The organism is Wolbachia endosymbiont of Armadillidium arcangelii, from assembly GCF_040207875.1.
Taxonomy (GTDB): Bacteria; Pseudomonadota; Alphaproteobacteria; order Rickettsiales; family Anaplasmataceae; genus Wolbachia.
This window is the reverse complement of sequence record NZ_CP157942.1, coordinates 1,325,006-1,345,373: the sequence shown is the minus strand read 5'-3', so window position 1 is coordinate 1,345,373 and position 20,368 is coordinate 1,325,006. Positions and strand designations below refer to the sequence as shown.

The 20,368-nt window shown below is 33.6% G+C and carries 20 protein-coding genes, 1 tRNA gene and 2 pseudogenes; 6 read left to right on the top strand and 17 right to left on the bottom strand.

Annotated features, from left to right (window positions below; genetic code table 11):
* Positions 1-47: 47 nt before the first annotated feature.
* Both ABLO99_RS06865 and ABLO99_RS06860 read right to left on the bottom strand, forming a co-directional pair.
* The gene (locus tag ABLO99_RS06865; protein WP_349967353.1) at positions 48-1,919 is read right to left on the bottom strand and encodes a hypothetical protein; all 1,872 of its coding nucleotides are present in this window, start codon (positions 1,917-1,919) and stop codon (positions 48-50) included.
* A gap of 158 nt (positions 1,920-2,077) precedes the next feature.
* Complete coding sequence (locus ABLO99_RS06860) at positions 2,078-3,355, bottom strand: adenylosuccinate synthase (RefSeq protein WP_047759715.1); 1,278 nt, start codon at positions 3,353-3,355, stop codon at positions 2,078-2,080.
* A gap of 180 nt (positions 3,356-3,535) precedes the next feature.
* On the opposite strand from ABLO99_RS06860, the gene ABLO99_RS06855 reads away from it, so the two are divergent.
* The gene (locus ABLO99_RS06855) at positions 3,536-5,032 is read left to right on the top strand and encodes a hypothetical protein (protein WP_047759716.1); all 1,497 of its coding nucleotides are present in this window, start codon (positions 3,536-3,538) and stop codon (positions 5,030-5,032) included.
* A gap of 61 nt (positions 5,033-5,093) precedes the next feature.
* Here the strand turns inward: ABLO99_RS06855 and ABLO99_RS06850 are convergent.
* Positions 5,094-5,629 (bottom strand): annotated as a pseudogene (locus ABLO99_RS06850) (IS4 family transposase); the annotation flags it as partial.
* A 259-nt stretch (positions 5,630-5,888) separates the two neighbouring features.
* The gene (gene elbB / locus ABLO99_RS06845) at positions 5,889-6,602 is read right to left on the bottom strand and encodes an isoprenoid biosynthesis glyoxalase ElbB (RefSeq protein ID WP_349967350.1); all 714 of its coding nucleotides are present in this window, start codon (positions 6,600-6,602) and stop codon (positions 5,889-5,891) included.
* Between the two features lie 150 nt (positions 6,603-6,752).
* On the opposite strand from elbB, the gene ABLO99_RS06840 reads away from it, so the two are divergent.
* Positions 6,753-7,823, top strand: a complete 1,071-nt coding sequence (locus ABLO99_RS06840) for a hypothetical protein (RefSeq protein ID WP_349967348.1) — start codon at positions 6,753-6,755, stop codon at positions 7,821-7,823.
* A gap of 820 nt (positions 7,824-8,643) precedes the next feature.
* On the opposite strand, the gene ABLO99_RS06835 is transcribed toward ABLO99_RS06840, so the two are convergent.
* From ABLO99_RS06835 to ABLO99_RS06800, 8 genes are read right to left on the bottom strand one after another with little or no spacing between them, the layout of a single operon-like run.
* Entirely contained in the window at positions 8,644-8,772 is a 129-nt protein-coding gene (locus ABLO99_RS06835; protein ID WP_255351247.1) for a hypothetical protein, read from the bottom strand.
* A gap of 23 nt (positions 8,773-8,795) precedes the next feature.
* Positions 8,796-9,746 (bottom strand): malate dehydrogenase, encoded by a 951-nt coding sequence (gene mdh, locus ABLO99_RS06830; protein WP_349967346.1) that lies wholly within the window; start codon positions 9,744-9,746, stop codon positions 8,796-8,798.
* A 3-nt stretch (positions 9,747-9,749) separates the two neighbouring features.
* Positions 9,750-10,322 (bottom strand): NADH-quinone oxidoreductase subunit C, encoded by a 573-nt coding sequence (locus ABLO99_RS06825; RefSeq protein WP_349967344.1) that lies wholly within the window; start codon positions 10,320-10,322, stop codon positions 9,750-9,752.
* Positions 10,315-10,830 carry a NuoB/complex I 20 kDa subunit family protein gene (locus ABLO99_RS06820; RefSeq protein ID WP_114517486.1) on the bottom strand — a complete coding sequence of 172 codons (516 nt, stop codon included), beginning with the start codon at positions 10,828-10,830 and terminating at the stop codon, positions 10,315-10,317. Before ABLO99_RS06820 ends, ABLO99_RS06825 begins: the two co-directional genes overlap by 8 nt.
* Before the next feature lie 4 nt (positions 10,831-10,834).
* Entirely contained in the window at positions 10,835-11,188 is a 354-nt protein-coding gene (locus ABLO99_RS06815) for an NADH-quinone oxidoreductase subunit A (protein WP_047759723.1), read from the bottom strand.
* 18 nt (positions 11,189-11,206) lie between these two features.
* Positions 11,207-11,575 (bottom strand): HIT domain-containing protein, encoded by a 369-nt coding sequence (locus ABLO99_RS06810; RefSeq protein WP_047759724.1) that lies wholly within the window; start codon positions 11,573-11,575, stop codon positions 11,207-11,209.
* Between the two features lie 6 nt (positions 11,576-11,581).
* Positions 11,582-11,863, bottom strand: coding sequence for a hypothetical protein (locus ABLO99_RS06805; RefSeq protein ID WP_349967342.1), 282 nt, complete (start codon positions 11,861-11,863; stop codon positions 11,582-11,584).
* Entirely contained in the window at positions 11,860-12,621 is a 762-nt protein-coding gene (locus ABLO99_RS06800; RefSeq protein WP_349967341.1) for a hypothetical protein, read from the bottom strand. Before ABLO99_RS06800 ends, ABLO99_RS06805 begins: the two co-directional genes overlap by 4 nt.
* Before the next feature lie 192 nt (positions 12,622-12,813).
* On the opposite strand from ABLO99_RS06800, the gene ABLO99_RS06795 reads away from it, so the two are divergent.
* Together ABLO99_RS06795 and ABLO99_RS06790 are read left to right on the top strand one after the other, a co-directional pair.
* Positions 12,814-14,190 carry a UDP-N-acetylmuramoyl-tripeptide--D-alanyl-D-alanine ligase gene (locus tag ABLO99_RS06795; RefSeq protein ID WP_349967340.1) on the top strand — a complete coding sequence of 459 codons (1,377 nt, stop codon included), beginning with the start codon at positions 12,814-12,816 and terminating at the stop codon, positions 14,188-14,190.
* Positions 14,191-14,240: 50 nt separating this feature from the next.
* Complete coding sequence (locus ABLO99_RS06790; RefSeq protein WP_349967339.1) at positions 14,241-15,191, top strand: complex I NDUFA9 subunit family protein; 951 nt, start codon at positions 14,241-14,243, stop codon at positions 15,189-15,191.
* A gap of 8 nt (positions 15,192-15,199) precedes the next feature.
* Here the strand turns inward: ABLO99_RS06790 and ABLO99_RS06785 are convergent.
* The 4 genes from ABLO99_RS06785 to rpmF all read right to left on the bottom strand — a co-directional run bounded on the left by ABLO99_RS06785 (position 15,200) and on the right by rpmF (position 17,588).
* Positions 15,200-15,273 (bottom strand) — tRNA-Arg (locus ABLO99_RS06785).
* Between the two features lie 146 nt (positions 15,274-15,419).
* A complete protein-coding gene (locus ABLO99_RS06780; RefSeq protein WP_349967336.1) occupies positions 15,420-16,382 on the bottom strand; it encodes a beta-ketoacyl-ACP synthase III in 963 nt (320 codons plus the stop codon).
* Positions 16,369-17,397, bottom strand: a complete 1,029-nt coding sequence (plsX, locus tag ABLO99_RS06775) for a phosphate acyltransferase PlsX (RefSeq protein WP_047759730.1) — start codon at positions 17,395-17,397, stop codon at positions 16,369-16,371. Before plsX ends, ABLO99_RS06780 begins: the two co-directional genes overlap by 14 nt.
* Before the next feature lie 8 nt (positions 17,398-17,405).
* Positions 17,406-17,588 (bottom strand): 50S ribosomal protein L32, encoded by a 183-nt coding sequence (gene rpmF, locus ABLO99_RS06770; RefSeq protein ID WP_047759731.1) that lies wholly within the window; start codon positions 17,586-17,588, stop codon positions 17,406-17,408.
* Between the two features lie 234 nt (positions 17,589-17,822).
* Between rpmF and ABLO99_RS06765 the strand changes: the two genes are divergently transcribed.
* Together ABLO99_RS06765 and ABLO99_RS06760 are read left to right on the top strand one after the other, a co-directional pair.
* On the top strand, positions 17,823-18,605 hold the full coding sequence (locus ABLO99_RS06765; protein ID WP_047759732.1) for an MlaE family ABC transporter permease: 783 nt from the start codon (positions 17,823-17,825) through the stop codon (positions 18,603-18,605).
* Positions 18,598-19,299 carry an ABC transporter ATP-binding protein gene (locus ABLO99_RS06760; RefSeq protein ID WP_047759733.1) on the top strand — a complete coding sequence of 234 codons (702 nt, stop codon included), beginning with the start codon at positions 18,598-18,600 and terminating at the stop codon, positions 19,297-19,299. Before ABLO99_RS06765 ends, ABLO99_RS06760 begins: the two co-directional genes overlap by 8 nt.
* Positions 19,300-19,457: 158 nt before the next feature.
* On the opposite strand, the pseudogene ABLO99_RS06755 reads toward ABLO99_RS06760, so the two are convergent.
* Positions 19,458-20,270, bottom strand: a pseudogene (locus ABLO99_RS06755) (IS630 family transposase).
* Positions 20,271-20,368: the final 98 nt, after the last annotated feature.

Genomic DNA, 20,368 nt, shown 5'->3' with positions numbered 1-20,368 from the left:
AGATTTTTATATTCTACTTGAGCATTGCTCTTGCAACTTAACCCCAATCATCTCCACATAATGCAAGAGGAAAGCGAGCTACCTACGTTTCTACTCTCTGCCACCTTCTCAATAGAACTTATAGAACTTATGTTAGAAGATAAATCATTATCACAATTTTCCTCATCGCTACCATATCCGCCATCAAAGCTTAAAGATCTGCGTAATGTTGTCTTTTCTTTCAGTGGAACATAAGACTCATTATCAGGCTCACTAGAAACGCCCCCTTTTAGAATATAAAATTGATCGTTGAGGCTCCTTTGTCCATCAGCACGAATTTTTTCTTTTAGTCTATCAAGCATTTCTATAATGTGATCATCATTGCACTCATTATCTTCATCTTTAGTGAGTTCAAGTATATCTTCTGGAAATTCCTCGTACTCGTTTTCTGACTCTTCAATGTCGAACTTTAGTCTCTCTTCTTCAAGTTCATCTTTCAAATTGCTACCCTGCCTCTCTAACCTTACAATTGTTTGATTAGTTTCTGCTTCTATTTCTTGCTTTAATTCAACATTTTCTTTAGATAGCATTTGATTATCTGGAATCAATTCATTCATTCGTTGTGAGTTAGTTTCTGCTTGAGTTCCGATTTGTTGTGAAGCAATTTCTAGTTGAGTTTTAGTGTGCTGTAAATTGACTTCTGATTGAATTGATGCATTGCTATTAATAGAAGGAAGGCTATTATCAGCATCAACTTTATGATCTAATTTCCCCTCTGGTTCCTTACCTTGATAGGCCACTATAGATTCATTGTGAAAATTAATAGGTACAACATCAGTATCCTTATCCTTTTCTAGTGATTGCATTACAGCATCATATAAGGAGAGACCTTGAATATATAATTCATCGTTTTGCTTTATTAATTCTAGGATCTCCTTTGATGACACAAAATCTTCACCATTAAATTTTAGTACTTCAGTTATGCCATCACTACTCACATTCATAATCATGGTACACATTCCGAATCCATCCTTTACAGACCAAGTGCTTGTCATTTCATAACATGCGCCTTCTTTAAACTCATAATATCTTTCCTTATCTTTTTGATGAGCGTGTATTTCATGTTTTTTATTGCAATAGATATTCAGTTCTTTAATATCTTTCTCTTGCTGTAAAACTTCACTAATCTTTGTTGGCTCACTCTTATCGTAATTAATAAGGTTAATATTCAAAACTCTATGATCGTTACCAGTTTCTGTGTAATAAGCTTGAAGCTCTACGTCTTTCCTCTCAAAATATTTACTTGCAGCTTTTTTTCCCTGCTCTGCCAATTCTATGCATTTATTTATATCTTCCTCAAAGCTCTTATTAGCAGACTCTGTTACTGCTTTATCTATGTACGTTTGTTTGAAATCTCTATCGTTTATTAAGTCATAAAAACTCCACTCATCCCCAAAAGCCCTCTGCACGTAAGTGAAATTCTTTTTTTCCTTTAGTTTTCTTAAGAGCCACACTTTTTCTTTAAGATTTTTCAGTTGAAGGCTTATCCTTGCCTTTACACTAGAGTTTTTTGCAGGAATACTCGCTTCTTCTAATTCTTTAAACAATTTATTATCTTTTATAATTGAGTAGCAAAACTTCACAATAGCAGAATTTGCAAACAAAGGATCTTTTTTTATACCTTCATCAAGAATTTCTTTAAAATGTGCAAATTGAGGTAGAACATAAAAATTGATTATTTCTTTTTCTGATCTCGTTTTATTAGCATGAGAGATATTATCTAATTGTGAATATAACTCTTTGAATGTATGGTAGATAAGTGTAGAGTAATAAACTTCCCTATTCAGTGAAGTTGGTCCTATACAAAAATGCTTTTCAAATTGATCACCTATTTTTCCTGCCTCTACTGCTTTATCTCCCTTAGTCAAACCTGCAATCATAATATATCTCCTTCAACTATATTTATATTATAATAATCAACATATATTTAAGAAAAATCACACTGCTCACTGTATTTTTACACTGCTACTTTGCATAATAGATTGTTTGAAGTCACACAAGTATCATTTTTTATTAGATAAAAGTTAACAAGACATCTTCATAGATTTTTAAGCTTAATAACATCCTCTCTTTTTGGGCTAGTTGAAATTAGATGAATTGGTACACCTATTAATTTTTCTAACCTGTCTATATATTTTATTAAATTGATAGGTAATGCTTCAATCGACCTTTTACCTTGAGTATTTTCTTTCCAGCCAGGAAACTCTTCATATATCGGCTCTAATTCCTCTTGTATTGAATGTGATGCGGGTAAATAATCATACATTTTTCCACTATACTTGTAACTAGTGCATATTTTAATTGTATCAAAAGAATCAAGAACATCTAATTTGGTTAATACAATGCTTGAAACTCCAGAGAGTTGAACAGCCTGGCACACTAAAACTGCATCAAACCATCCGCAGCGCCTTCTTCTATTGCTTACTGTTCCAAGTTCCTTGCCTATAGAAAATAAGCTATCTCCAATTTCGTTATTTTGTTCAGTAGGAAATGGACCATTACCCACTCTTGTTGTATACGCTTTTGCTACACCAATAATGTGAGCATTGGAGGATAATCCTGAGCCTGTTATCGCTTGCGATGCTACAGTATTACTTGAAGTAACAAAAGGGTAAGTTCCGTGGTCAATATCTAAAAATGTGCCTTGAGCACCTTCAAATATTATTTTCTTGCCTTCTTTCATAAAATCATTTAGCACCTTCCACACAGGTTTTTTATATGAAAGAATTTTTCCTGAAATCTGTCGAATTTCCTTTAATATTTCTTCTTTTTCAACTACCTGATATTCAAAGCCTTTTCTGATAGCATTGTGGTAATTCAAAAGAGTATCCACTCTTTTATTGAGCTCGTCTGCGTTTTCTAAGTCACAAAGGCGTATAGCTCTCCTGCCAACTTTATCTTCATAACATGGCCCTATCCCTTTGTTTGTTGTGCCAATTTTGCAATTTCCGTTTAAATCTTCAAACAGCTTTTCCTTATCTTTATGTACACTGAGTATTAATGGGCAGCTTTCAGATATCATCAAATTATTATGATTTATGTCTACCCCTTTAACTTTCAATGATTCTATTTCTGAGATTAGAGCTTGTGAATCGAGAGCAACGCCATTTCCTATGATAGATATTTTGCCTGACCTCAGAACAGCAGAGGGCAGTAAATTTAATTTATAAACCTCATCATCTACTACTATAGTGTGACCTGCATTATTTCCTCCCTGAAATCTCACAACCACATCTGCATTCTCAGAAAGATAATCTACTATTTTACCCTTGCCTTCGTCACCCCATTGCAGACCAACAATTACAATATTATTCATCACTATTTTCTAGATTAATACGTAAATATTAATGCAGCATGTTACAAATGGAAAGAGAAATCTGCGCCTTTCCTGCACCTCTTAAATAAAGAAATATACTGTCGATTTTCTTAATATATTACCAAATTATTCATCATTATATGATACAACTTACAACATATTTACAGTAAGGTGTTATTTATGAAAGAGGCAAAAGGAAAAAATAATAAGAGTCCAGTAGTTAGATTAAAGGCCACAGCTAAAGAGTTCAATTTTAGTAAATTAAGAGCAGATCAAGATAATGAATTAGCAAATTCTGGTGAAACAATGTTCTTAGATTTTCAAAGGATGAATTTTATTATTAACGGAAAAGAAATAGATAAAAATCTTATTATTGCATTTAAGGAAGGAGCTAAAGATTATAAAAATGAGATTTTTAACCGTGATAATTTTGATAATCTCTCTGAAGAAGGTAAAGCTTTTATGGAACCAGCACTTAAGGAACTTGATCAAGATAGACTATCTGAAGTTTGGGAAAATCATTGTAATAGCCCTACAGTTGCTGATGAGAAAAAAATTGATGAATATAGAAAGGAATTTGAGAGATTTTATAACGCAGGGAGAAGCTCTTATCATCTATTCTCCAAAAAAGATTACCGTGCATTAGCAAAGGAAATTTTCAAGAAAATGTTTAGATACGCTGAGGCAGAAGTTCCAAGTGATGCTATTTTAGAAGAGTTAGTCACCAATTGTAATCAAGCAGGGTATGGAGCTGGTATATTTAATGAATCTCATGCCGCACTCAGTAGTTGTAACTTAACTCCACACAGTCCTAAAAAAGCGCTAAACATTTACTGTACTGACCACAACTGCATAAAAGTGAAGTCTGATATGGCAATGCCTATAACTACGTTTGATAATCCAGAAGAGAAAATATGTGACCTATCTAGCTCATTAGAATTCACACTTGAATCTCGAGATGGCAAAGATGTTATAACATATAAAGAAGGTAAATTGTCACTTACTATTCCTGAAGAGTTGAAAAACTATAAAGATAATGGCAAGAGCTTGTTTGATATTATTAAAGAATATTTTGAGACATTCTGTGCAAAATTAGGATTTAAACATGAGACAAAAATACAAATAGAGCATGACTTAGGTACTCAAATCAAAGTAAGTAACTATTTGGATGGTACGATATCAACCACAGGATCAGATGCAAATGAAGAATTTATCAATCTTTTAAGGAAAAATCTCAGAGGGAGGTTATTGGGATCAGGAGTTGCTCTAGAAGATGTTAATGATTTTGTTGCAATCAAGGTGTCTACCGCTATGGATCTATTGAGTGATTATGCTAAATTGGAAGATAATAAAGAAAACAGAGAGTTATTAATAAGTGAAGTAGCAGATAATTTAGGGATTTCATCTCAAGATAAAGAAGCATCAGGAGTAATAGGCTCTTTACCTTCTTTGATAAAAGGTCAGGTTAATCATAATCAAGTGCAGTGTGTCGTAAATATTTTTACCAATTTAATTATTGAAGGGAAAAGCGAAATATACGAAAAAAAAGGTGCGGTTAATGCAATTCATCAGAAGGTAGATAAGGCAATTGTTGAACAAGATATAGGAAATGATAACTGGACAGATAAAATAAAAAAACAAAGATTATCTATGGAATCACATGAACATTTACATTAAAGGATACTGTGTACAGATAGGCTCCTTAAATGGGAGTGTAAAATAAACCATAGGCGTCAAGTTAAGAGATTGTGAGCGAATTCAGGGAAGTTAGGTAGATACTCTAGTTTTTCTGTACTTATCTTTTAATGAAAATCGTGACCAAGTTATGTTTAAGAAAAATTTTCAAACTATTAACTTTATTCTTTAGTGCTAAAAATAACTCTCTAACCCGTCTTTTTAGCTCAATAAATGCCTTTGTTAAACTGTATTCTTTTTCACTTCTGTGCAACCAACTATGCCGTGAAATATAAGAATTGCGCACAATTTAGCATATAGTTCACATAATACTCTGCACGGTAGCTTATCAAGTCTGATATGGCTTTTATACAATTTAAATAATTTGCCACCTTACTCTATTGCTCAGCACTAATTTTATTTTCTGGAACATTAGTATTGACCAGTTTAACAATTCTTGTAGAGGATGTATATCCTTGCGATCTCGCTAATCTATTAGCTTTCCTTCTTCTGGCCATATTCAGTTAGTTTCTGACATATAATTCTTACTCTAATTTTTGCTTCTTTTCCTAACAATACCTCGTTTTCTAAAAATCTCTTTGCAAGATATTTTTAAAGAGAACCACAGATTCATTCTTTTCATAAATTCCACTGCTTCTTCAGTAAATCTAAAATCTCAATTATAAACCTTGTTGTAATTGAGATTTTGTCTGCTTTTTCATTAAAGAATTCATTAAGGTCTTTTTATAAGCAAGCTATATTGCAAGTTCTCTCATTCATATATCCAGGAAAACTTATACCTTATTATTTTCCTTCACTCTTTACTTACACTTTTCCTTAATTTGACTCCTATGCTTTTTTAAACATTCCCGAATGGCTGTTTAGTTTTTTTGTTAATCTTTTTTACCATGCTGTCAATCATATGCTTTATCCCTTGATATACGGAGTATATACTTTCATCGCTACGCATATAAGCAGAACAGGAAAATACATTATGTTCTTCGTCTTCTATTGATAACCCTGTATCGCACTTTATGTGTTCACCACCAAGCTTCTCTATCAACTGTTCTCTGTCATCTCCTATAGTGACCTTAACCTTACTTTCTTCTTTACCTATCTTGCTATTTAAAATTGAAACAATGATGGCTGGAGATATGCATATCGCTCCTATCGGCTTTTTTGTAACAAAAAATTCTGAAACTAATCTTTCAAATTCAGGCATTACTGTTACCATGTCTTTATTTTCAGCTAAGTCAGACAAATTTTTTGCAACCCCGTATCCACCAGGTACGACTAGCATGTCAAAATTTTCAGCTTTGGCTTCCTTTAAGTCATATATTTCGCCTCTTGCGATTCTTGCTGCTTCTACAAGTACATTCCTTTTTTCTTTTGTTGCCTCTTTTGTTTTATGATTCATAACTTGTGTGATATTGATATCAGGTGCAAAGCATTTAACATTCACTTCCTGCTGATCAAGCACAAGCAGACTTAAAACCGCTTCTCTTACCTCTGCACCGTCAAGGTGACCACACCCTGATAAAACCACAGCAGCTTTTAATTTTTTTTCACCCATAAAGTACCTTAATTTCATGTAATCTAGATATTTTAATACAAATTCTATATTTGGTAAAGAGGTTATTATATTAATTATCTCATATCTATTATAATATAATTAATAATTAGTATATATAATTAGGCATATTTATAGTTGATAAAGTTGAATATGGCACCTACAAACAGTACGTTTTTTGACATTGACTACCCAAAACTAAGAAAAACTATTTTAGATACAATAGAAAGCATTGCACAATCTCCACAGGAAGAAAAAGGGAAGTTGTTTGAAGCCCTATCAAAACAAGTTGAAACAATGAATCTCGAAGGTTTAAGTTTAGCGATTAATGACCAAGGCTTGCAAAAGGAGGTAAATAAAGAATTTTTTATAAAATTCATTGAAAAAGCGCTTGAAAATTTAAAACCTGAAGATATCAAGCCAGAAATCATAGAGAAAGTATTACAATCCGTTGAGCATGAAGCAATAAGTAATGTTATAAATAATAATAAAGGTCCGCTGGACAATCTAGTCAATTATTTTAAATCAGCATCTGCAAATAAAAAAATTGGAATAGCTTCTACCGGAATAGTATTGGGAGTAGCATTTTCTCCGCTTATTGTACTTGCTACATTAATAGCGCTTGTAGCTATTGGAGCACGTTATGTAGGAATAGGTATAGGAAAGGCAGGGGAAAAAATAAAAGAAGGAGCGATTGAGGCAGGAAAAGCAGTGAAAAGTTCAAGTAAGGATGTAATAGATAAATTACCTAAAGTTCAAGCAAGAGAGAATAACTTTAGTAGATTAAAAACAAACGTGCTTGAAGCTATTGCAAACATTAGTCTTAAAGATAGTACAGACGTTAACATTAAAGAAGACCTTGCTGATAGGAAAAAAATATTAGAAATGCTTCAAAATGAAGGGCAGCGATCTGCTATACAAGAGTTAGTAAAGAATGGAACCATTGAAAATTTTTCAGAAGATGACATGAGCAGACTTATGAACAAAGGTCTTAGTACTCATGTAGCAGATATGGAAAGATCTAAAGACACGGAAGAATCTAAAAAGAAAGGATTTCACATTCTTATGGATGAATTTCAATCTGCAATTATGGCAATTGGTAGTGACATAAAAGAGGTAAAACAAAAAGTTAATGAGAAAGCTCAGGAAATAAAGCCAGATTCTCAATTGGGTAGTTCAAGTGCTGAACGAGTGAGTGAAGAAGAAATCACAGGACCGAGTTGATGCATTTGAGGAGCATTTTGACGCAAAAATTACTATTAGAAAGGGGAGTGTTAAATAAACCATACGCGTCAAGTTAAGGAAAAGTGGCATAAGAAAGAAGAGAAGCGGTAAAAATTATTTTAGACATTAAACGATAAAATTAGTAATTTATAGACTCTTTAAAAAAAATTATCTTATTTTAGATCAAGATTTCTTAAAAAATAAATATAACAAATAAACCTTAAATAGTTGCTATATTGGGTGTACTCTCTTAACTTGACGCCTATGGTTACTAAAATTGTCCTATGTAAAAATGAAATTCTTGCATTTCGTTTAATTAGCTTTGATAAGGTAGTCAGTAAAATCCCGTATAGCATGAGCCTTACATTTAAACTCATTTCTAGCCAATAACCGTTCTCTCCAAGAAGGCTTACCCATTGTCCAAGAGCAATCAATGCAAAACACCAAATTAATTTGGATTTTAGTAAAATACCTAATATTACATATAGTATGCATGAAATTAAGGTCACATTAAGAAAATACCTACCTATAATATCAGGCTTAATCTCATTTCCATATAGTGCAGCAAAAAATATCAGAATTGTACAAGGGGTAAACAAAACCCCTAAAAAAGCAATCCGTTATTGCTATAAAATTTTTCTGGCCACTTTATTTTACTATAGGCTCCAGATGCATAAAATAGGATATCCAATGCTGCTACAATGAAGCTCACCATCATTTTATTATTTTCAAAGTACTTTATTAGCCCTTCTATAAAGCCAGTAGATGCAATAATAAGGAAAAGTATCGCGAAAGGGATAATAAAGATAGTAAACTTTTCTCAATCAAAACCAATGACCTTTAGGCTACTGTTTAATTCATCACACTGCTTTGTACTAATTAGATTTTCTCCTTTCCAAAAATTCAATGCTTCTTTTATTACAGATACATTGTGTCTATAAACTTTCATTATAAATTTCTCTTAAATAATTATTAGAATTTTATTAGATTTACCAGCTCTTTTACTGCATTCACAGATTTATTGAACATCTCTTGTTCACTATCATTCATTTTAACTTCTAGAACTTTTTCAATTCCATTTTTGCCAATAATAGCAGGGACACCAATAAACAAATCTTTCACGCCATATTCACCATTAAGATAAACAGCACATGGTAATATACGCCTTTTGTCTTTTAAGTATGATTCTAGCATACATATGGCTGAAGATGCAGGAGCATAGTATGCGGATCCAGATTTGAGTAAATCAACTATTTCTTTTCCACCGTTGCGTGTACGCTCAACTATCTCATCAACTTTTTTCTGTGTGATGAGACCCATATTAATAATTTGGATAAGTGGAATGCCAGCAATGGAGGCACAGTTGATTAGTGGTACCATAGTGTCACCATGTCCTCCAAGCACAAAAGCAGATACATCTTCAATAGAAATATTTAACTCACTTGCAAGAAAATAACGAAAACGAGCAGAATCAAGCACTCCTGCCATACCAACAATCATATTAGTTGGCAGATTTGAAGATTTGTGTACCACTGAAACCATAGCATCCAAAGGGTTGGTAACCACTATTACAAATGCGTTTGGAGAATGTTTTTTAATATTTTCTCCAACCTCTTTCATTACTGTAGCATTAGTTTGCAGAAGGTCATCCCTGCTCATTCCAGGTTTTCTAGCAATGCCTGCTGTTATTATAATTGCGTCAGAGTTTTTTATATCTTCATACCTATTTGTACCAATAATATTGACATTAAACCCATCAATAGGAGATGATTCTGCAATATCAAGCGCTTTACCTTGTGGTATTCCATTGCTGATATCAAGCAAAACAACATCTCCTAGCTCTCTTAGTGCAATAATATGGGCAAGCGTTCCACCGATATTTCCTGCGCCAATCAAAGATATTTTTTTTCTTTGTGCTGTCATTTTCTACTCCTTTGTATTTACTTTTGTATCTTTACCTTCCCAAGGGGATAAGCTATCAAACATACGAAAATCTTGCGGTAAATCTATAGGATTATATACAATCTTTTTTGCCTCTATATCATATCTTACTTCCTCATAACCAGTGAGAGGGAAATCTTTTAACATTGGATGACCTTTGAATCCATAGTCCGTTAAAATCCTACGTAAGTCTAGGTGACCCAAAAACTTTATTCCATACATATCAAACACTTCGCGTTCAAACCACGAAGCCGTACTAAATATCTTCGCTACGCTTGTAGGCATATCACTCTCATATAACTTAAGCTTTATATGTATTCTAGTGTTATACACAATGCTGAGCAAATTGTATATTAGCTCAAAACGCTTCTCTCTATTTGGGTAATCAACCCCAAAAATATCAACTAATAACTCAAACCTGCATTTTTCATCATCACGTAGAAAAGATAGGTGCTTTTCAATTTCATCTAAAGTTGAATATATTACAATAGTACCGTCGTCCTTTTGAATACACTCGCATTTAAGCTTTTTTTGCATATACTTTGCAGTTTTATCCATGCTTTATACTTTGAGTTCGTTTTATTTTGTTTTGTAGGCATAGCATTCCATATAGCAACGCTTCAGCGGTTGGTGGGCATCCAGGAACGTACACATCAACTGGTACGATCCTATCGCAACCGCGAACTACTGAATAAGAGTAATGGTAATAACCACCACCATTTGCACAACTTCCCATAGAAATAACATACTTCGGGTCTGCCATTTGATCATAAACCTTGCGCAATGCTGCTGCCATTTTATTAGTTAGTGTGCCAGCAACAATCATCACATCTGATTGACGTGGGCTTGCACGAAACATTATGCCATATCTATCAAGATCATAACGGCTGGATGCAGTATGCATCATCTCAACTGCGCAACATGCAAGACCAAATGTCATTGGCCACAATGAACCAGACCTTGCCCAATTCATTACGTAATCTGTTAAATCACCAAATTTAGTGACAAGAAACCCTTCTTTTTTATAATGACTCCAATCATCGTTAGATAGAACTTGACCTGTCATAAACTTACTCCCATTCTAATGCACCTTTACACCACTCATAGATAAAGCCTATAGTGAGTATTGCAAGAAATATCATCATAGACCAAAATCCACAATAGCTTATTTTAGATAAAGAAACAGCCCAAGGGAAAAGAAAAGCAATTTCTAAATCGAATATTATGAACAATATTGAAACTAAGTAAAATTTTATGTCGAAACTTTTTCTTGCTCTTGATAAAGGATTAAAGCCACACTCATATGTAGAAAGTTTTTCGCCATCTGGGTTACTGACTGCAAGGAACATAGGTAATACACCTAAAGTAAAAGATACTACAATTGATACGCAGATAAAGATTACTATGGTTAAATATTCGCTCATTTAACAAAACATATAACACTATGAATTTACATGCTTTCCTAACTTTTTACCACCTAAAATATGCACGTGAAAGTGTGGTACAACTTGTTCTCCGTTTTCACCGTAGTTAGTAACTAATCTATATCCTGTTTTTTCTAAATTGTATTTATGTGTTATTTCTCTTACAGCTTGAAAGAAGCTTACTATTTTCTCCGCAGAAGCTTTTAAAATAAAATCATCATATGAAGTATATTGACTTTTTGGTATAACTAAAATGTGAACTGGCGCGTCAGGGTACTTATCACAAAAAGCCAGTACACTCTCATTTTCATATACCTTCTCGCAAGGTAATTCGCCTCTTAATATTTGAGCAAAGATGTTAGCATCATCATAAGCTGTACTACCCATACTTTATTAAATTCCTGGCCCTCTCCTATTTTGCTTATGATTTGGTGTAGAAGGTGAGCTTATTGCTGCTTCGCTAGAAGCATCTTCAAGACTTGAAACGTCTTTTAGCTGTATATCTTGTCCACGCAAAACTGACCCACAGTCCATTTGGTGTTTTTTTGAAAACGTTTCTATTCTATTTGCTCTTCTTGCAGCAATAACTTCTGGTTGTAAATGATACATATCTCCAGGAACGGTTAGGCTGTGATATCTCTCCTCCATTTTAACTTCATTCGTCCTATTCCTCATAACTCATAACCTCCAATATTTTCATGTTTATCAACTTTACTCCGCCAACTATTTAAAAACTCCTCTGATGACTTTTTTACAGTCATGGAACTTGCAACTTCTGATGAACGCTGCTTTTGATTATTATATCCATTATACAACTTTTCTGCAATACCATACAGCAACTTTGGATCTGTATGAATTTTAAATTCTCCGCCAGTAATTTTTGCCAAGTTTTTGAGATCACAATCAACCTTATTATAAATTTCTTCAAGAGCGCACTTTTTTATTGCTTTTTCATCCATACCTGGATTTTTATCTTTTATTTCTTGAATAATCCCCTCAACATCAACTTCAATTACAATTTTGTTCTCTTCTTTAAAAATATTTATATTCGGCAGTTCTTTCTTTATTTCACCTAATTGCTCTGAACTTAAGTAAGGTACATCCCCCGTTAAAGTTCTTGACGCTAAAAAAGCTACCTTCCCTGTCCCTTTCTTTTGCTCTGTTATTTGTACACCAAGATCCTTACTAGCTTGTGTGGTTTCTATAAGTGGATCATACTCTTCAAGTGGGTTGCCAATAATAGAACGCCCGCCATTTTTTATGTCGTGCCGCATTTCATCCCAGGACTTAAACCAATTCTTTGGCCATATAGGGTATACTGCACCCTTGACTAGGATTTTTATACCTCTACCCAGAAAACTTCCTACTCTCGAAGCCACATTACCAACTTTAGCTAATATAGAGGTAGATTTTTCATTTTCTCCTGTTAACATACATACCTCCAAGGCACTTCCTACAACCAGACCCTACACCATATCTAATTATAGACAAAAATATTTAAACTTATATATCCATTATAAGATGAAATTATGGAGATTGCAACCATTATTTGCACATTGTCTAAAACATGTAGTATTTTTGCTACTTTTATTGTTCAATTTATTATAAAGAATACTCTCTAAATTATGGTTAAATGGAACACAAATAATATCATTGATGCAACTGGCGGAAGAGACATAAATGGTTGTAATTGGATACATAACTTAAATATTTCAGCGGACACAAGAAGCATAAAAAAAGGTGATTTATTTATTGCACTCAAGGGAAGGAATTTTGATGGCCATAATTTTTTGCATGAAGCGTTTTTAAAAGGAGCTGCTGCTGCGGTAGTAAGTGAAGATAAATATAGAAATTTTCCTCTAATTGTTGTGCAAGATACTCTAAAAGCTTTGCATAATATTGCATCATATTACATTAGAAATGTTCTTGTTAATGCTAAAGTTATCACAATCACAGGTAGTGTCGGGAAAACCACTACAAAGGACATGCTGCACACTGTTTTATCGCAATATGGAGTGTCTCATGCAAACGAAGGTAACTTGAATAATAATATAGGATTGCCTTTTACGATTCTAAAAGCCCCAAAAAACTGCCAGTACTTAATCCTTGAAATGGGAATGAATAGAGCTGGTGAAATAAAAGAGTTATCGAAGATTAGCAATCCGGATATTGCAGTTATTACCAATATCGAACCTGCACATGTTGAAAATTTTTCATCACTATTTGACGTTGCACAAGCGAAGTTAGAAATTCTGTATGGTACGAAAAATAACGGTACTTTGGTCTTGAACAGAGATAATAAATACTATGATTATCTCTCATCATGCGCCAATAGAAATGTAATAAGCCTCGGTAAAGATAAAAATGCTGAAGTTTGCTTATTAGACATAATAAGAAACGATGACAGGTTAAATTTAAAAATAAGACTAAATAATAATCAAACTATAAACTGTAATTTACGTGTGCAAGGTGAGCATTTTGCTTATTCGCTACTTGCTGTTGCAGCAGTTGTGCAAAGCCTCAGACTTGATTTATCAAAATTACCACTTGCACTTAAGAATTTTAGTGTAGCGAAAGGTAGAGGCAATATTCATAAGGTCAAATACAATAGAAAATATATACATTTAATTGATGACTCCTATAACGCCAGCCCTGCTTCGATGAAAACTGCAATAAAAACTTTGAGTACATATTCTAATCAGAGAAAAGTAGCTTTGCTTGGTGATATGTTGGAACTTGGTGATAAAAGCATAGAATTTCATACAGATTTGGTTAAGATTGTCACAGAAAATAATATAGATAAAATTTATACAGTTGGTAAATTTATGTTAGAATTGCATGAGCTTTTGCCAGATAATATAAGAGGCACGCATTTTAATGATTCTAATCAATTGAAAAGTGATTTAGCTAACATTATTCAGAATAATGACGCAATTCTAGTTAAAGGCTCACGAGAAATGAAAATGGATCTTATTGTACGGGAATTCATAATAGAATATTAAGCAAAATCATTGTACTAATTTACAGTAACAAATTATTAGGAACTTTAATCGTGACAAAACGTGTAATTATTTTTGGTGGAACGGGGTTTATAGGAAAACACATCGTAAGACGCTTGGCAGCGGCGGGGTATTTAATAAGAATATTTACTCGTGATCAGGAAAAAGCTGCTTGTCTAAAGTTATGTGGCAACTTAGGGCAAATATCAATACTTGAAGGAGATTTTTTTAATGAAAAATCAATTTTAGAAAGTATGGAGGGGTGTGATGTTGTTATAAACTTAGTGGGAATATTATACGAAACAAAAAAGCACGATTTCTATACCGTTCATGTTGGAATAGCTGAAAAAATAGCCAGAGCTGCACAAATAAAAAATGTATCTATGATGATACATTTTTCTGCTATGGGAATAGAAAATAGTAAGCTGTCAAAATATGCCAAAAGTAAACTGAAAGGTGAAAAAGCTGTAACTTCAGCGTTTCAAGGAGCAATAATAATTAAGCCCAGTCTTGTATTTGGTAAAGAAGATAATTTCTTTAATAAATTTGCAAGATTAGCAACAATTCTTCCTTTTTTGCCGTTGATCGGTAGTGGAATAACTAAGTTCCAGCCGATATGTGTAACAAACTTAGCTGAAGTGGTACATCGTATTATCAGCTTTAATAAGCAAGATAAAAAAATTTATAATATAGGTGGACCAAAAGTTTACTCTTTTAAAAGCTTGTCAAAGTTTATTCTAAATGTTACTAACAGAAAGTGTTTACTGATCAATGTATCTTTTCCAATGGCAAGATTGATAGCCTTCTTCTTAGAAAGTAAAGTTGTTTCTGTGCTGTTAAAACCCATAACCGGAGATGCAAGCCCTACACTTACTCGAGATCAGGTGAAAGTTATGATGAGTAGTTCAATCGAAAAGTCAGATGACCTTGAAATAATGAAAATTCGACCATTAGCAATTGAAAATGTGGTGCCAGAGTACTTGAAGATTTATAGAAAGTATTGATAGAAGAATGTGCCCGGTAGGATTCGAACCTACGACCCACAGCTTAGAAGGCTGTTGCTCTATCCAACTGAGCTACGGGCACACAGCATATATAAAATGCTTCTTAGTACACGTGAAGTCAAGTATTTCTTGTGAATATGATGTTTGTAATAATATCTCAAAACTTTGTCAGTACAGCATGTAATGCTGAAACTTAAAAAAAAGAAGCTTGAGTGACATGCAGGAAGTCTAATAGCGCAGCAACACAGAACCCCAGGTGAGACCTGCACCTATCGAAATCAGCAGTACCAGATTTCCTGATTTTATTTTTAATTCTTGTATTGCGTAGTCTAAGGCTAGTGGAATTGACGCTGCTGAGGTATTTGCATGCTTATCAACGGTATTAATCACTTTCTCTATAGGAAAATCTAATTTCTTTACTACTGCTTCAATAATACGAATGTTTGCTTGATGGGGAATTAACCAGTCAATATCAGTGATTTTTAAATTGTTGCATTTCAGAGTTTCCTCTACTGAGGCTGTTAACTTATCCACTGCATGTTTAAACACTTCTCTTCCATTCATGCATATTTTTCCAGAATCACCAATAGAGGATGTTCCTTCGTTTGTACATAATATGTCCACATTGCCATCAGAGTGTAAGTTTGTTGATATAATGCCGTTGTTACCCATTTTTGATTTTATTATCACCGCTCCAGCACCATCACCAAAGAGTACACAAGTTGACCTATCTCCCCAATCAACAATCCTAGACATTATTTCAGCACCAATAACAAGCGCGTATTTAATTCTGTTGTTAGATTTTATGAGAGAATCAGCAACTGTAACTGCATATATAAAACCAGAGCATGCTGCTTGCACGTCAAAAGAAAATGCGTTTTTACATTTTAATTTATTCTGCACAATAGTTGCACAGCTAGGAAAAGTTTTGTCAGGTGTTGTTGTGGCAATTATGATTAAATCAATTTCATCTACTGAAATTTTAGCTTTTTCTATAGCATTTCTTGCTGCATTTACAGCTAAGTCTGATGTTAATTCTCCTTCATCTGCTATATGTCTTTGAACTATTCCTGTTCTCTGCCTTATCCATTCATCGTTTGTCTCAACTATCAATGCAATTTCGTTATTACTCAACGTTTTTTTTGGTAGGTAAGATCCAGTGCTCAATATAAGGTTCTTATTTAATCTCACTAATCATCCTCTGGTTTAAATTTTCATTAATTGCGTTTACTGCGAATTTTATAGCATGAGCAAAAGAAATAGCATCAGAATTTCCATGGCTTTTAATAACGATACCATTTAACCCTAAAAACATAGCTCCACTTCTAATTTTTGGATTAAAACGCTCTAAAGCTTTATTTAGCTTGGGCTTCAACAATATGCCAAGAAGCATTTTTGTCATCCATGAGTTAAATACTTCCTGTTTTATTAGACTGATAAAAGTACCAGCAGTTGCCTCAGCTGTTTTGAGCATTACATTACCAACAAAACCATCAGCAACAATTACATCTATATTACCCTCTAAAAATTCACTTGCCTCTATATATCCTTTGAAGTTAATACTTTGAGCATTGCTGAGTAACTTAAAAGCTTCTTGCACTGAGTCAGTGCCTTTAACTTCTTCTGTACCAATATTTAGCAAAGCGACTTTAGGATTTTCAACTTTTAATGCTATTTTTGCAAATATACTTCCCATTAATGCAAATTGAAATAATGAGTCAGCATTACAGTCAACATTTGCACCAAGATCAAGCAACGCAAAACTTTTTGTTTTAGTTGGACAGACAGATACAATAGCAGGGCGATAGATATTTGGTAATGTTCCTAGAATAAGTCTAGAGATTGCCATCAATGCTCCAGTGTTGCCTGAAGACACCACTCCGAAAGCCTTACCTTCTTTCACTGCGCCAATTGCAGCCTTCATACTTGAATCTTTGCGATATCTCAGTGCAAAAGAGGGCTTATCATTTGGAAGAACATTGTCAGAGCAATGGGTAAACTCGGAATTATCACTTACTTTTTTATATTTTGAAAGCAAAGGAGATATTTCTTTCTGATCTCCATAAATATGAAAAAAAACTTTAACGCCTAGATCAACAAGATTATCCAAAAAAAAACCAGCGCCTTGAATTATGGAAAGAGGCGCAAAATCGCCCCCCATAGCATCAAGTGCAATAACTATGTTATTGTTGATCGTGGGTAACATACCATGAGCTACTCCGCTTGTTGTTTAATGAAAACACGTTTTCCTTTGTAACTGTTGTCAACTGCTATGTTGTGAGGCAACATGAATTCTCCAGTTGTTGCACATACCACAATATTCTTAGGCTTAATAGCATGATGAGAACGATGCATATTACGCCTTGACTTTGACTTTTTTCTTTTTGGAACTGCCAAAATTTACTCCAATCCAATCATATAACACAATTTATTAGTAGCATGTTTTTTACAAGAAGTAAATAGCGAAATGAGTAAGATTTTCTTATACAATTCAGTCTTATAAACTTAAACTAAAGCATTTTGACCAAAGCATATTGAACTTAAGACATATCTTGACTATACTCTGCGGTGAAGTTAATAAAAATTTTAATAAAATCAGTAAAACTAATTTTTAGCTAAGATAAATGCAAAGTGAGTTCCTTTGATATAAAAAGTGTTAGAATAATCGGTAGGTGCTTTATCAGCTTTCTGTTGAAGCTTGGTAACGCATTTGTGTTTTTTATTCAGTCTCTATACCATTGCTTTGTGCCGCCATATTATTTTAGCAATGTAGCAAGACAAATTATAGAGATAGGCTTTTTCTCTTTGCCAATTGTTGGGCTCACTGGAGTTTTTATAGGAGCGGTGATAGTTTTACAAAGTAGCTTAAGTGGTCTATTAATTAATCAAGAACAAGTAATACCTAAACTTGTTACGATCACTATCATTAAAGAGTTAGGGCCAGTTTTGATCAGCTTAATAATGGTAGGGAAGGTTGGATCATCAATTGCGGCAGAAATTGGTACGATGCGTATCACTGAGCAAATAGATGCACTTACAACTTTGGACATCAATCCTTTCAAATATTTAATTGCACCAAGGATTTTAGCGTCAATCATAGTATTTCCCATACTTACAGTATGTGCAGATCTAATAGGAATATTTGGAGGGTATGTCACTGCAGTCTTTGAATTTAACCACAATTTAAATATATACATAAAATATACGGCTCAATTCTTTAATGTGTATGATTTTATTATTGGGCTAATGAAAGCAACTGCTTTTGGCGCCATAATTTCTGTTTCAAGTTGTTATTACGGTTACCATTGCAAAAAAGGTGCACGAGGAGTAGGTGTTGCTACAACATCAACTGTTGTTTTATCGTCCATACTGATCATTTTAACAAACTACTTGATTACTTTGATACATGCATAGCCCCATAATATCAATATTGAACTTAAGCTTATCTTTTGATGATAGAACGATATTAAACGACATAAGTTTTGATATATCGAAGGGAGAATCATTAGTCATACTTGGCGGCTCGGGAAGTGGCAAATCTGTATTAACAAAAATAATCATTGGCTTGCTGACACCAGACTCAGGATCTATTAAAATAAATAGTAAAAGCAAAAATAAATTTGGAGTCTTATTTCAAAATTCTGCTTTATTTGACTACGTTACAGTGTGGGAAAATATATCTTTTAATTATAAAAAACGCTTTGATATCAGCAAAAAGGAGGCAAAACAGCTAGCAATCAAGAAGTTAAATGACGTTGGATTGGAAGAAAACATAGCAGATATGTTTCCAATAGAGCTATCAGGCGGAATGAAGAAAAGAGTCGCACTTGCAAGGGCAATTGCACATAACCCAGAAATTATTGTATTGGATGAGCCAACTTCAGGATTGGACCCAATTATGTCAGATATAGTAAACGAGATAATAATAAAATTATCTAAAGATCTTTGCCCTACAATTATCACGATTACACATGATATTCATAGCGCATTTAAAATAGCTGATAGAATAGCAGTATTATATGAAGGGGAGATCATTTCCCATGGAACTGTTCAGGAAATACAAAATACTAATAACGAATATATAAAAAAATTCATTCATTGTATATAGCTATAGGTTTACAAACGATATTGTGAACGCTATATCTATCCTAGCTTGAGCTACCGACAATCGTCGTTCTGTTGCTCGTATAGTGCCACGGAGGTATGGTGTGTTAGCTATAAAACAACGCATTCAATATAGATAAAGTATAGCTCTTCTCATAATAGTCAGAATAAAAAGGAAGAATCAACAGCTTGACGAAAGGATTTGAAAATAGGAATGTTTTTTCTTGCTCTATTTTTATGGCAAATCAATGATGCTCAATTTCATTAAAATCAGGAGAATATGGTGGTAAATATAAAATTTCTGCACCGACACTCTCGGCAAGTTCACTGATTTTTTTGGACTTATGAAAAGTCGCATTATCCAAAATTACCGTTTATCCAGACCGCAAAATTGGTGTCAAAAATTGCTCAAACCATCCATTGAAAACATCTGTATCGCAGTAGCCATCGAAGGTCATAGGTGCCATGATTTTCCCTTTATTTAATGCTGCAACCATGCTGAGTCTTCTTTCCAGATTTTAGAGCATAAAACCGCTATCCTTTCTGGATAAGCATAATCTTCGGTGTCCAGATTCGTCGATATACACTAAGTTTTCAGGTTCTTTTATTTCTATAATTTTTGTGAATTTGGCACGATTTTCTTCGCTTCTTTCTTTGTACCCATAGGTCTTTTTTCTCGTAAAATTGACCTTTTTTAAAGCTCCGCTAATCGTTTGACAACTTATATTGCCCAAACAGTTTAGCCATTTCTGATAGAGTTTTTCTACCGTGCTTTTTAGCAAATTCAGCAAACGCATTCCGGTCAATAATTTTGTGCTCCATTCCCCAGTTTTTTCGACACCAGTTTCTTTGCGTCTTATCTGCCACTCATATAATGTTGTTTTTCCTATTTTAAACCTTTTCGCTACTACTTCCTCCCTCATCTAGAGCTTGCATTGCTTTTTTCCTTAAATCGTAACTATATGTTGCTGGCACTCTTACCTCCTCTTACCATAAATCTTTATTTTATTATATTCGGACTATTATGGAAGATGCTATAAGAGGTTGTCCACAAATCAAGAAATAAGTAGTAT